Annotated in this window: 19 protein-coding genes; 7 read left to right on the top strand and 12 right to left on the bottom strand. The window is 33.5% G+C overall.

What is annotated here, in order from left to right:
• The first annotated feature begins 146 nt into the window (after positions 1-146).
• The gene (locus tag ACYFX0_RS30040; protein WP_088020378.1) at positions 147-746 is read left to right on the top strand and encodes an undecaprenyl-diphosphatase; all 600 of its coding nucleotides are present in this window, start codon (positions 147-149) and stop codon (positions 744-746) included.
• A 118-nt stretch (positions 747-864) separates the two neighbouring features.
• Here ACYFX0_RS30040 and ACYFX0_RS30045 read toward each other — a convergent pair whose 3' ends face one another.
• The 11 genes from ACYFX0_RS30045 to ACYFX0_RS30095 all read right to left on the bottom strand — a co-directional run bounded on the left by ACYFX0_RS30045 (position 865) and on the right by ACYFX0_RS30095 (position 6,562).
• Complete coding sequence (locus ACYFX0_RS30045) at positions 865-1,347, bottom strand: hypothetical protein (RefSeq protein WP_235435090.1); 483 nt, start codon at positions 1,345-1,347, stop codon at positions 865-867.
• Positions 1,348-1,376: 29 nt separating this feature from the next.
• A complete protein-coding gene (locus ACYFX0_RS30050; protein ID WP_088020382.1) occupies positions 1,377-1,568 on the bottom strand; it encodes a DUF3954 domain-containing protein in 192 nt (63 codons plus the stop codon).
• 72 nt (positions 1,569-1,640) lie between these two features.
• A complete protein-coding gene (locus ACYFX0_RS30055; RefSeq protein ID WP_460272045.1) occupies positions 1,641-2,003 on the bottom strand; it encodes a cell division protein SepF in 363 nt (120 codons plus the stop codon).
• Complete coding sequence (locus tag ACYFX0_RS30060; RefSeq protein WP_088020385.1) at positions 1,978-2,166, bottom strand: hypothetical protein; 189 nt, start codon at positions 2,164-2,166, stop codon at positions 1,978-1,980. Before ACYFX0_RS30060 ends, ACYFX0_RS30055 begins: the two co-directional genes overlap by 26 nt.
• A 2-nt stretch (positions 2,167-2,168) precedes the next feature.
• On the bottom strand, positions 2,169-3,491 hold the full coding sequence (gene dnaB / locus ACYFX0_RS30065; protein WP_460272046.1) for a replicative DNA helicase: 1,323 nt from the start codon (positions 3,489-3,491) through the stop codon (positions 2,169-2,171).
• Positions 3,488-4,432, bottom strand: coding sequence for a DnaD domain-containing protein (locus tag ACYFX0_RS30070; RefSeq protein ID WP_460272047.1), 945 nt, complete (start codon positions 4,430-4,432; stop codon positions 3,488-3,490). Before ACYFX0_RS30070 ends, dnaB begins: the two co-directional genes overlap by 4 nt.
• Positions 4,433-4,711: 279 nt before the next feature.
• Entirely contained in the window at positions 4,712-4,996 is a 285-nt protein-coding gene (locus ACYFX0_RS30075) for a hypothetical protein (RefSeq protein ID WP_098279940.1), read from the bottom strand.
• Between the two features lie 180 nt (positions 4,997-5,176).
• A complete protein-coding gene (locus ACYFX0_RS30080) occupies positions 5,177-5,398 on the bottom strand; it encodes an RNA polymerase subunit sigma (RefSeq protein WP_088020397.1) in 222 nt (73 codons plus the stop codon).
• A gap of 13 nt (positions 5,399-5,411) precedes the next feature.
• A complete protein-coding gene (locus ACYFX0_RS30085; protein ID WP_000537278.1) occupies positions 5,412-5,999 on the bottom strand; it encodes a hypothetical protein in 588 nt (195 codons plus the stop codon).
• Between the two features lie 90 nt (positions 6,000-6,089).
• Positions 6,090-6,338: a hypothetical protein gene (locus tag ACYFX0_RS30090; RefSeq protein ID WP_001141264.1), complete on the bottom strand. Its 249-nt coding sequence runs from the start codon at positions 6,336-6,338 to the stop codon at positions 6,090-6,092.
• Positions 6,339-6,370: 32 nt separating this feature from the next.
• Positions 6,371-6,562, bottom strand: coding sequence for a helix-turn-helix transcriptional regulator (locus ACYFX0_RS30095; protein WP_001036233.1), 192 nt, complete (start codon positions 6,560-6,562; stop codon positions 6,371-6,373).
• Between the two features lie 171 nt (positions 6,563-6,733).
• On the opposite strand from ACYFX0_RS30095, the gene ACYFX0_RS30100 reads away from it, so the two are divergent.
• From ACYFX0_RS30100 to ACYFX0_RS30115, 4 genes are all read left to right on the top strand, one after another.
• The gene (locus tag ACYFX0_RS30100) at positions 6,734-7,171 is read left to right on the top strand and encodes a helix-turn-helix domain-containing protein (RefSeq protein ID WP_000900759.1); all 438 of its coding nucleotides are present in this window, start codon (positions 6,734-6,736) and stop codon (positions 7,169-7,171) included.
• A 12-nt stretch (positions 7,172-7,183) separates the two neighbouring features.
• Complete coding sequence (locus ACYFX0_RS30105) at positions 7,184-7,612, top strand: ImmA/IrrE family metallo-endopeptidase (protein ID WP_000403118.1); 429 nt, start codon at positions 7,184-7,186, stop codon at positions 7,610-7,612.
• Between the two features lie 83 nt (positions 7,613-7,695).
• Positions 7,696-8,508, top strand: a complete 813-nt coding sequence (locus tag ACYFX0_RS30110) for a hypothetical protein (protein WP_000202384.1) — start codon at positions 7,696-7,698, stop codon at positions 8,506-8,508.
• 57 nt (positions 8,509-8,565) lie between these two features.
• Positions 8,566-9,561: a DUF6414 family protein gene (locus ACYFX0_RS30115; RefSeq protein WP_000661246.1), complete on the top strand. Its 996-nt coding sequence runs from the start codon at positions 8,566-8,568 to the stop codon at positions 9,559-9,561.
• Here ACYFX0_RS30115 and ACYFX0_RS30120 read toward each other — a convergent pair.
• Positions 9,545-9,709, bottom strand: a complete 165-nt coding sequence (locus ACYFX0_RS30120; protein ID WP_170956783.1) for a hypothetical protein — start codon at positions 9,707-9,709, stop codon at positions 9,545-9,547. The genes ACYFX0_RS30115 and ACYFX0_RS30120 overlap by 17 nt on opposite strands.
• A gap of 173 nt (positions 9,710-9,882) precedes the next feature.
• On the opposite strand from ACYFX0_RS30120, the gene ACYFX0_RS30125 reads away from it, so the two are divergent.
• Together ACYFX0_RS30125 and ACYFX0_RS30130 are read left to right on the top strand one after the other, a co-directional pair.
• Positions 9,883-11,430 (top strand): recombinase family protein, encoded by a 1,548-nt coding sequence (locus tag ACYFX0_RS30125; protein ID WP_460272048.1) that lies wholly within the window; start codon positions 9,883-9,885, stop codon positions 11,428-11,430.
• 239 nt (positions 11,431-11,669) lie between these two features.
• Positions 11,670-12,419 carry an excalibur calcium-binding domain-containing protein gene (locus ACYFX0_RS30130; protein WP_460272049.1) on the top strand — a complete coding sequence of 250 codons (750 nt, stop codon included), beginning with the start codon at positions 11,670-11,672 and terminating at the stop codon, positions 12,417-12,419.
• Positions 12,420-12,788: the final 369 nt, after the last annotated feature.

Consider the following 12,788-nt stretch of genomic DNA (forward strand, 5'->3'; position numbering starts at 1 on the left):
AATAACTATTTTATTAAAAATCTTTAATGAGCTAATCCTTACAATTTTGTAATACTAATGTCACTGAAATCAATTTTTTCACTATAAACTCTTTACTATAATTTTCCTTATAAAGTTATAAACACACAGTAAGGAGCGACTTAAAAATGTCTTTTTCTCAATTAAATATTGATGCTTTTCGAGCAATCAATGATTTAGGGAAGTCATATTCATCCCTAAACTCAACTATGGTATTTGTGGCGGAATATATGGTGTATTTTTTAGGTTTAATTATTATGGCTTATTGGTTTACTCAATGTAGAAAAAACAAAATGATGATTATTCAAGCGATGGTTGCTTTCGTAACTGCTGAAATAATTGGAAAATTAGCAGGGAATTTGCATTTGAATTATCAACCATTTGCAGTATTACCTAATGTTAATAAACTTGTCGATCATGCAGTAGATAATTCATTTCCTAGCGACCATACGATTCTATTTTTTTCAATTTGTTTTTCATTCTGGCTTATTCGTAAAAAGGCTAGATGGTTATGGCTTGTACTTGCATTCTGCGTAGCTATTTCTCGTATTTGGGTAGGAGTTCATTATCCTTTCGATGTCATAACAGGAGCTTTAATAGGAATTATTTCAGCGCTATTTTCATATTGGTTAACACCGAAAATTACATTCATCAAAAAATTACTTAATCTTTACGAAAAAATAGAACAAAATGTAATACCATCCAAAAACAAGTCAAAAAACTTTTGATTAATCTCACAAAGCTAAAAAGATTACATATATTACCGAGTATTTTTCAATATTGTCTTGATCGAAGAGCGCTCCCCTGGGTGCTCTTTAATTTTAAAATAACGCTTTTGTTTGGTTTTCATCCGCCCATATTAGGATTGATACATTCCCACATATAATTATTAAATGTAATCTCTACGTTCTTAATAATCTCGCCTTTATGGATCTCAACATCTTGGTTGAATTCCATCCCTTTCTCAAACGCATAAATTTTTATATCCACGTTATATTCTTTAGATAAGAGTGCTAATGGTGCTGCATCTATTCCCCAAGCCGCTTTATAACCTTCCAGTACGCATATTTCTAATTTGTCTTCATCATCTTCAAAATAATGTTGAATGTTACTCTCTATAAAATTCCGACGTGTTCCTTTAATATGAAAAGCGTTTTCTGACTTGATGAATATCTCATACTCATCTTCCTCTACAATTTTTTCAGCAGGCGTTTGTTCAAAAAATCCATTTGGGATAGGAGTTAGTGCTTCCAATAAAAACTTTCTAATATCCTCTTTTGTTCCTCTAACTTTAAAAGTACCTTCACACCAATTTGGCATATCTCTCATTCTCCTTTTCTAATAAAATTCAAATTTGATTAAAGTAACTGTGTTTTTCGTTCTTCCATACGAATTACTTTTCCGCTTTGATATACAAATGATTGTTCACCATAGCCACCTTGAGGCGGTTCTATTAACTGAACCTGACCATTTTTAACAATATATATTCCGTTTGTTTTCAAATCTATTTCAGCTGTCATTTCAACAAGATTTTCTTTTCTAATTCCCACCAAGATCACTCCCATATGTTATAATTACTTTGTCGAAGTAAGTTGAGAGTGATCTCAGCTTTTTTTATTTGTCTACAAATATTGCATAACATTTTCCGGAACAAATGATTGTTCCAGTGATAGATGAAGCCGAATTGGAATCGGCTTTTTTTCATTTCTTGCTCGCTTACACATTTCTTCAGCTTCTTCCCATGCAAATTGTTTATCCTCCGCTCGTTTGTAACGCCAAATTCCAATTGTGTATTCTTCAAACAACTCATAACGTTCATCAGGCGCTGTCGTTGGTTTTAATTCATCAATTGCTTTGGCTTGGCGTGGTATTTGCACAACCACATCTGCATACCGTAATTTTGAATTCAAACGGTGAATATGAGCTTTCTTAGGATCAAATGATACAACTGGTTCCACATCAAAAATTGTTAATTGCTTTGGCATTGCTTTTCCCCTCCAATACCTGCAAGCTTGCAACTAAGATTCCTTCAAGTTGCGTTAACGTTAGTTGATCTAATGTTTGTCCGTTAATTTCCGATAATCCCAGACCTAATAGTTTACGAATAATTACTAGTTTTCTACGTTCTACTTCCTGACGTAACAGCATTACTAAGCCCCCTGTTGGTTATCAAACTTTCGCTCTAATCCCACAAACTTACTAAATTCTTTAATGAATGCTAGTTCAACAACACCAACTGGACCGTTCCTCTGTTTCGCTAGAATAATTTCCGTTATGTTTTTATTTTCTGTCTCGCGGTCATAGTAATCCTCACGATATAAGAATGCTATTAAATCCGCATCTTGCTCAATTTGACCATTTTCACGTAAATCTGATAGCAATGGTCTCTTATCTTGCCTACTCTCAACAGCACGACTTAACTGTGATAATGCAACTACACATACATTTAATTCTCTTGCCATCAGTTTTAACTTACGACTAATCTCACCTATTTCTTGCATGCGGTTCCCTCTATGCTTTGGGTCCCCTACGATAAGCTGCAAATAATCAATTGCGATCAAGACCTTTTTATCAGGATACTTACGCTTCAGTTTCCTAGCCTTAGCGTAAATCTCTTGCATCGTTACATTTGCTTTATCGTAAATTTCTAATGGCAAATCATTAATTAATCCCATCGCTTGACTAATTTTTTCCCAATCCTTTAAATTACATAACTTCTTAGGATTCTTTAATTTGGAAGCATCAATATTTCCAGTACTTGAAATCATCCTTTTAAGTAGCTGCTCCTCCCCCATCTCGAGCGAGAAGATTCCTGTTGCTGTATGAGCACTTGCTGCATGAAAAGCAACGTTTAATACAAATGCTGTTTTCCCCATTGAAGGTCGGGCCCCAACAATAATTAAATCACCTTCTTGTAACCCTGCTGTCATTCTGTTCAAGTCGTCATAACCAGTTGGTATACCGGTTAAATCTCCTACATCAATTTGCATGTTCTTATACAAATCAACTAGTGTGTCTTTCAAATTAAACTCATCTGAGTAACCTGTTTCTTCAATGGCGCTTAATTCATCAATTGATGTACTAATAGCACTCATATCTCTGTCTTTCTGAAGGCGATTATATAAGCTACCAGCAACCTCCTGAGCATGTCTCATCTTCCAAGCTTCAATCACTAAACCTTCGTGATACGAGAAGTTCTTAGTTGTTGTTACAACTTCTGTCAGGTTTACAAAGAATTCAATTCCCCCAATTTGATGCATAAAGCTTTCATCGAATTTTCCAATGAGAGCAACAAGATCTATCGGAACCTCAGCATCCTCTAATTCTCTCATCGCCTTGAAAATCACTTGATGCGTTGGTGAAGAGAACTGTTTTACCTTTAGCTGACAATCTTTAATTAAATCGCCTTCTTGGATAATGCTACCTAAAACACTTTGTTCAGCTTCTACGTTACGAATCATATCGTTACTCATTGGGCCAACCACGCATTCCGTTGGTTAAGTACTGCAAGTTCTTCTTCTGTTGGAATGTTCTGCTCCCATGCTTGTTGCTGTTGTATTACGTTTTTAGTAGTTTCCGATAAGCCCTTTTGTTGATAAGGTGCTTGTGTCTGTTGCTGAGATTTTGTTAATCGCTGAGCACGAAATGCTTTATCAGCTGCCTCAACATCAGTTACTGTTTTAAAGCCTTTAAGATGCCAATCTCTTAAAATCGTATTTACGTAAGACATGTTTCTCGTATTCTTCTCTAAAGCAATCTCCATAGCCTTAATAACTAGCTCTGCATTTAAATCATCTATCCAAGCATAAATACCATCTGCGATAAAAGGTGTAATCAGTCCGAAGTTTTGTTCGTAAAAAGAAATTGGATTAACCTCAACAACTTCTTCCGCGCCTGCGCGTTCTTCTTGTTGTTGTTCTTTTTCTTCTTCTTTTTCTTCTTCCTTGCTAGGGTCTTGGAAGCCCCTTATAAGCCCCTCCAAACGGACTGATAAATACTCCTTAATACGAGGGATTTTAAAATCTTGCTCTTTTTCTAATTGCAAACAAGTTTCATAGAAATCAACTAAAAAATCCTGGTCCTTCACAGATTGAATCTCTTTTAAAACACACTTTTCAATGTTTACATTTTTAATCGGATTGAATTTCAGCCAGTTGATTAAGAACAACTCTTTTGTTTTTTGGTTGTAATTAATTTTTCCATACTCAGCAAAACGTTCTAATAGCTTCATAACAGTTTCACGATTATATCCTGTATCAGTTTCAATGATACGAAGTGGAAGCTCATAAATTCCTGATTGAGACGTCTTACTGTTTGTCATCAAATATAAGTAGAAATACTTCTCCTCCGGTGTAAGATCTAAAACAAATGAATCCTGCCAAAATGAAACATGTACTGGTCTATAAACTGCCATATTATTCATCCTCCCGTTTACATATCGCGAATCCGTCCTCTACACGTAATAAGCGATAATTCTTATATCCTATTTTGAGATATTGTTTTATTAAGTAAATTAGGTGTTGCTCTGATGTTGCTTGTTGAAACACTTTAGGGTTCAGCAACACTCTATGTAACGATTTGTCTAAAAGCATGTAGCACACTCCGTTGTTATACGAATGCTAATTTGATATAATTAATCCCAAGATCTTTTGCAAGACCGTTTGTCTATCACTCTGCCAAGTGATAGATCTTTTTATTTTCTACGTGTTACTAATGAGGCGTTAACTCCTCTTGCTCTTAAATCTTTAATCACTACACGATAACTCATCGATGCCTCATGTTCCTCTTTTGTATCACGAAGCATTTTAAATTCCCTTATACATCGCTCCAGCTCTTCTTCCCAGTGATTTGATACTTCGGTTGATTCTGCATTAAACATGTTATAAATACATTCACTCATACAGTTACGGAGTTTATTCGCAAATGAAAAATCCCCAGGAAGAACTAGATCATGAAGACGATTATTTTTATCGTTCATGAATTACATCTCCTTTCTAATTAAATTGATGCTGTACGCATCGTTACAACCAGAAAGGAACATTGTAGAGGTATGGGAGGAAAAATCCCTTTCTGGTCATAACGACAAGCACAGTGGCTTGTCCAAATGATTTATATAATGTTATAATTGCTTTACGATATTTTTCAGAGCTACTGTTGTCTAGGCGGTAGCTTTTTTATTTGCCCATTTATGTTTCAAAATGAATGACGCTTCGATAATCTTGATTCGAATCCCCAACAATTTCTTCTCTTGCTTTAACTCAACTGTTTTTAAATCCTCATTAAGTAATTCTGCTATTTTAATTTCACCAGTTAGTTTTGCATCATAACGAATTAATTCCTTATATTCTTTTAAACTAGGTTTCTTATAATCTACTGTCATTTTTCTTCCTCCTTTACAGCATCTTCGTTAAAGTCATTAAACTATCCACCGATTGAATAATAACGTTCTCCGCCATAGCCTTTTGCAACCAACTTCTTTGTATTTGTTCCATAATGCCAAAATGAACTTGTTCAAGAGCTTGTACTACACATTGTGTAGCTTGGATTGTATCGAATATTTCTTTTGCATGAACTGCGTATTCATGTTTCTTTTTTTCATCATGCTTCCATGACCTTGTTGTAACTTGTAAGTTCATGATTTCCTTTGCCGCCGCAATCCCCTCTTCAGCCTGTTTAATGTAGTTCATCAGTTGTAAATTAACATCTTGAGTTAAGCGTGGATCTGTAGGCGGTAACCCAACACCATAAATATGTTTGATCGCTTGTTGATTCAACTTCGCTCCTGTTGCATGGCACCAATCCATCGCAAGTTCAAATTCTGGTTTAGAAAGTCCAGATTCAATACGGGTTAATCTTTCATGTGTAATACCAAGGTACTTAGATAGCCCTTTCTTCGTTTTCAGCTGAACATTGTCACAACATTCTCTGGCATTCTGTAATAATTCCCCTATTGCTGAATTGCAGTATATGCTTGTTCCCATATCTGTTCGCCTCCATATTTAGTTTTCAAATGGTTACAATGAACTTAGTACATATGTAACTTGTCTACTTTTCGTATAAAAAAAGAGGAACTATTCCTCAACATTTTCTTTTACTTGTATTTCTTTGATGATGGCCCAACCAGCCTTGTAATATGCTTGACGGATTTTATCAATATCCTTTTGTGATTTTGGCTCAGGAGCCACAACATGGACTTTCGTTTTTCCAAATTCATAAGTCGCCGCATATTCTTCTTGTTGGCTCATGGTGTCACCTCTTGAAGTGCTTTTTATATGTTTATGCGACGGGTCTGTTGGTACTGCCATGTTAGTTGATGGCATTTTCTCACCTCCAGAAACATTTTGTTTCCTTTTTAACTAAAAAAAAGATCGTCAATTGTAGTTTTATAAAAATCAGCTATTCTTTTAGCTAATTCTAATGAAGGCGTTCTATCACCACGTTCAATTGCCCCTAGCATTTGAGGAGTAATTTTCAAATTCCTTGCTACAACTAATCTTGATTGATTATTTCTAAATTCAATCATTTTATTTCTTTTTTTATTCAATATGTCACCTCCAAAGAAACATTTCGTTTCCTTATACCTCTAATATAAAGAAACGATTCGTTTCTGTCAATATTTATTAGAAACTTTTTGTTTCCTTTGTAGATTTAGAAACTAAACGTTTCTATAATTAATAAAAAGTGCCCATTCTTATTTAGAAAGAAGGAAGAATTTATGCTCGGAAAAAAGATTTCGGAACTTAGAAAAAAACAAAAACTAAGTCAATATGAACTTGCTGATCGTTTGGGCTTTTCAAGAGGAAAATTAGCTAATTATGAGCAGGGTCAGCGCGAACCAGATTATGATACTTTAAAGAAAATCGCTGACTTTTTTGAGGTATCAACAGATTATCTGTTAGATAGGACACAAACGAAAGAAATGGTATCTAATAATCCAACTAAATTATCGATTAAGGAAGAACGTGATATCGCACGTGATTTAGAAAAAACCTTAGAAGAGCTAGAAAACAGCGATGAAGCGTTAATGTTTGACGGAGAACCAATAGACGAACATACAAAAGAAATGATTCGTATTTCTCTAGAGAACTCAATGCGTATGGCAAAGCAATTAGCAAAACAAAAATTCACTCCAAACAAGTATAAAAAAGATTGAACGGAGCGAGAAATGGAAATTAAAGAATACATACTCAAAATCGTAAAAAAACATGGAACAACAAACCCCTTTGAAATTGCTAAACGAAAAAATATTATAGTGTTGTTTGAAGACCTTGGGAATACTCTTGGTTTTTACAACACTTACAAACGATTTAAATTCATTCATATTAATAATAAAATTGACGAATTCACTCAACGATTTGTTTGTGCACATGAATTAGGCCATGCTGTACTTCATCCTAAAGCAAATACTCCCTTCTTACGTAACCAAACCTTCTTTTCAGTGGATCGCTTAGAAATTGAAGCAAATACATTTGCTGTGGAATTATTACTTACTGATGAAATGATATTTGCTTATGAAAATACTCATTTATCTATTCAAGAAGTTGCCGAAATTCATGGAGTTCCGAGTGGATTTGCTCGTTTAAAAACTTATTAAATTGAATCAAAATATCATTTTTATTTTAAAGCAAACGCATTATTACTCATCAAAATTTAAACTGGAAAGGATCTTAGGAATTTATGACCTCATTAATTGAATTTATTGGAAATGTCTTAAAAACCTTTGGACCATTAGCAATAGTGTTTCCATTTATATTTGGATACATTTATAAAAATGACTTAGACATTATTTTCGAACAAAAACAAGGACGTTTTTTCAAAAATTTCGCAAACTTTATAGTTGCTTTTTTGACTTTTTATTTTCTATTACAAATAACAGCATTTGCCCTATATTCACTTATCCTTGCTGTTCCTTTTTTGTCTCACTCTATTATAAAATTAATAGCTATAATATTAATTATTTTAGCCGTCTTGGTCTATCTCCTGTATATATATGCTTGGCCCTTTACACAAGTTGAGAAAAACAGAGAAACCACCAAAAAGAAAAGATATAAATTTTCAAAATGGATTATTGATACTATTGAAAAACGGCCATTATTTATATCCGTATGTATAGTATTTTTCACTTGTAGTTATTTTCATGCTTTAAATATAAACACCTTACTTTTAAAAGACAAAAACGTTAGCAAAACTATTGAAAGTAATTTAGGGACATTTATAGGAGACCCTCTCTTTTTCGTTCTATTTACAGGGTCTGCTGTTTTTATTTATCGTTTTAACAAACGCCCTAAATGTTTTTATACTATGAGTCTAATAGACTATGACACACTTCAAAAAAACAACAAAGAAGAGCTTATCCATCTTTACACAAGAAAGGATAACCAATGGATTCTAGTAGAACCTAAACATCGTGTTACTTTAAAAGAGGTTTATTTATACAATCCAGATAAAGATAAGTGGTACTTTTATAAAAAGATTGATGAAACTGATTGATTACTGCTTATCAAATCTTGATTTTATATTAACAAATAGCAAAGGGGATATAATCACATGAAAGAATTAATTTATTTAGACAAAAATTTTTTACATTCATTTATTGCACAGACAAATGATGGGCTGATTACATCGAAAAATAGCGAGTTTCAAGAACAAAGAACAGAAACACATCAAGAAAGTAAAGGTGCACAAGCAAGAGGATACTTTGAAGTTCAAGGGGATACTGGAAAATTTGACATTCCATTTGTTATAAAATCACCATCCGCAAAAGCCACATTACGTCTAGCTCCAGGTGAAAATCATTCTGAATCTTTTACAATCGCTGATTTAGAAGCTGGGAAAGAAATCATTTCTACACAATTACATGATAATGCACTAAATGATTTTGAAAAACATTTTGAAGAAAAGGGCTTGATTAAAGTAATAGAAAATTCTTTTTCTACTCCTACTTTACCACCTGGTACATACATCAAAACAACTTCAAGCTTTACAGCAATGAATTTTGAAGTTATTGAAAAGATAGTAGGAGAAAAGTTTCTTGAAATTTCACAATTAGGCTTTAAAGAACAAAAAGATAAAAGTATACAGGAAATAGAAAATGAAAATAATATTAAACCTGCTCAAAAGAAAGCCGCAATTAAAGCAATAAATGAACAATTTGAAAAAATTCAAGAAGCACAATCATCGCCAATTAAACAAATCAAAATCATGCTAGAGTATATTAATCAAACTGTGCCAGCTAACGCATTTTTGAAAATGGGCAAAATTTTTATCCCGTTAAAACAAGATTTTCTACGTGAAAGCATTGATGAGTTAACCTTTAAATATGGACAAAATAACCCATCAATTAAAGCAACTTTAATTGGAAAGATTACTAGAAAAATTTCTCATAATGAAGCCAAACTACCTGATTTCTCAAATGTAATGTCACACAACCCTCATAGTGTCTTTAATTCAATTTTAGGGTTACCTCTCGGTGTATTAGGTACATTTAATATACTTACAGCTGATGATATAGTAGTATCACCTGTTGCTATTTATTTTGAATAAGTCTACGCTTCTTAGCTTTTTCATCCATTCTTTTCTTTGATTCAGCAATACTATTGGAGATACGCTCATGGTTCTTTCGAAATTCATTCATACCGTCCAATAAATGATTCGCTTCTTTGGCAAATATTTTTTGGAGATTTTTAGACAACATAAAATCACACTCCTTTTATACCATAGTATTAACAAACAAATTAAATGTAAACAGTTTTCTTATTACACTTAGTACTATCCGAAAAGCCCTCTTTATGCGGGCTTTTCTTTTAATTATTACTTTATCATCAATTCATTTTATATAATGAATATTAAAGAGGAGGCAAAATTATGAAAACCGCAATCTACCTAAGAAAATCCCGTGCCGATCTCGAAGCTGAAGCACGTGGCGAGGGCGAAACGTTAGCAAAGCACCGCACTACCCTGCTGAAAATAGCGAAGGAAATGAACTTAAATGTGTTAGCTGTCCGTGAGGAAATCATTTCTGGTGAGAGTTTAGTGAAACGCCCTGAGATGTTAGCACTACTTGAAGAAATTGAAGATAATAAATATGATGTTGTTCTTTGTATGGATATGGACCGTTTAGGTCGTGGTGGTATGAAAGAGCAAGGAATCATTTTAGAGACGTTTAAACGCTCGAATACGAAGATTATGACACCTAGGAAGACTTATGACCTTAATGATGAGTGGGACGAAGAATACAGCGAATTTGAAGCGTTTATGGCTCGTAAGGAGTTAAAGATTATTACACGACGTATGCAACGAGGTCGTGTCGCCAGTGTAGAGGCTGGGAATTACCTTGGTACACATGCACCATTCGGATATGATATCCATCGTTTAAATAAGCGAGAACGTACTTTAACGATTAATTCCGAAGAAGCTTCTGTTGTAAGAATGATATTTGATTGGTATGCAAATGAGGATATGGGGGCTAACGCAATCCGAAGCAAGTTAAATGATCTTGGCTACAAGAGTAAGCTAGGTAATGAATGGAATCCTTATAGCATCTTAGATATATTAAAGAACAATGTGTACATCGGAAAAGTAACATGGCAAAAGCGAAAAGAAGTAAAACGGCCTGATGCTGTAAAACGTAGCTGTGCAAGACAAGATAAATCAGATTGGATTATTGCTGATGGAAAACATGAGCCTATCATACCCGAATGCTTGTTTGAACAAGTACAAGAAAAATTAAATTCAAGATATCACGTTCCTTACAATACGAATGGCATTAAAAACCCTCTAGCTGGTATTATTAAATGTAGTAAATGTGGTTATAGTATGGTCCAACGTTATCCGAAGAACCGAAAAGAAACAATGGATTGTAAGCATCGTGGCTGTGAAAACAAATCAAGTTATACCGAATTAATTGAGAAGCGTTTACTCGAGGCATTAAAAGAATGGTACATCAATTATAAAGCTGATTTTGAAAAACATAAGCAAGATGACAAATTAAAAGAAACACAAGTTGTTCAAATGAATGAAGCTGCATTACGCAAGCTTGAAAAAGAATTAGTGGATGTCCAAAAACAAAAAAATAATTTACATGATTTATTAGAACGTGGCGTTTACACAGTCGATATGTTTTTAGAACGCTCAAATGTAGTTTCTGACCGTATAACTGAAATTACTTCCACTATGGAAAACTTAAAGAAAGAAATTAAAACCGAAATTAAAAAAGAAAAAGTCAAGAAAGACACAATACCTCAAGTAGAGCATGTTCTTGATCTGTACTTTAAAACAGATGATCCCAAAAAGAAAAACAGCCTCTTAAAGTCGGTTTTAGAAAAGGCTGTTTATAAAAAGGAAAAGTGGCAAAGGCTCGATGATTTCGAACTTGTGCTTTACCCTAAGCTCCCTCAAGATGGCGACATATAAGCGTTTACGCTTTGTCGTCACCTTATTGGTGTAATTAGTTTGACTCCAACAGGGTGATAACAAAAGAAGGAATTTTTTATTTCTTCTATTATATATAAATCATGATTAGGTAAATTGTTATAACTTTATATGGAAGCAAAAATTCCAAAGTATATATTTTATTATTTCATAAACAACCCTAATATCTCTAAAGTTTGATATAATAATATCGTTATTATTTCATCTAGGAGGTTTTTTATTTGTTTAGTGCATTAACATTTTTATTTTTACTATTATCAGTGCTAGCAATAATTGCATTGATTATAGGTCTAATTAAACCAGGGAAAGTAATTCGTTTTGGCAACAAAAAAACAAGAGGTCTAGTTATATTAATTTTCTTACCGATATTATTCATTTCGTTTATTTTAACAGGTGTATTTGCTAATAAGTCAATAAATCCAGAAGAAAGAGCTGCAATTGATAAAAAAAGAACTGAAGAAAAAGTATTAAAAGAAAAACAAGAGCAAGAGAAGAGTGAAAAGGAAAAAGAAGAGCAGGAAATAAAAGCTAAAGAAGAGAAAAAGGCTGCTGAAGAAAAACGTAAACAAGAAGAAGCTCAAAAACAAGAGGAACAGCGCAAACTCGAGGAAGCTCAAAAACAAGAGGAACAACGCAAACTTGAGGAAGCTCAAAAACAAGAGGAACAACGCAAACTTGAGGAAGCTCAAAAACAAGAGGAACAACGTAAACTTGAGGAAGCTCAAAAACAAGAGGAACAACGCAAACTTGAGGAAGCTCAAAAACAAGAGGAACAACGTAAACTTGAGGAAGCTCAAAAACAACAGGAATCTACTAGTAAATCTACCATTAATAACAGCGATGCTAGTGAAAGTTTCTCAAATTGTACAGAATTACGAAAAAAATACCCGAATGGAGTACCATCTTCTCATCCGGCATACAGCGCTAAGTTAGATCGTGATAAAGACGGATTTGCTTGCGAAAAAAAATAATCTAATACAATTGCATCGTTACAACAGATAGAGCAATTCAGGCAAGCTGAAGCTGATTCCGGAAACAAATTGATCCTAAAAGGAACAGGTACTAAATTCTACAGAAAAAATATAACTAGTACATAAAAAGTAGGTGTTTAAAATAAAAAGAAATTCTACCTCTATGAAAGTCACTCGTTCAATATTTAACGCATTTCGTTTGTTGAGTAGAATAATAAATCCAATATTAAAAGCATTATCTAAAAGTAAATTTTAAATCTCATAAATATTAAAATCCCCTTCTGCATATAGGTGCAAAAGGGGATTTTTTTCAAATTATTCTATTCGTTCTACAGACAGTACTCATAGATAAATAAGAAACGGTGTATA

The sequence above is a fragment of the Bacillus sp. NEAU-Y102 genome, assembly GCF_054788175.1.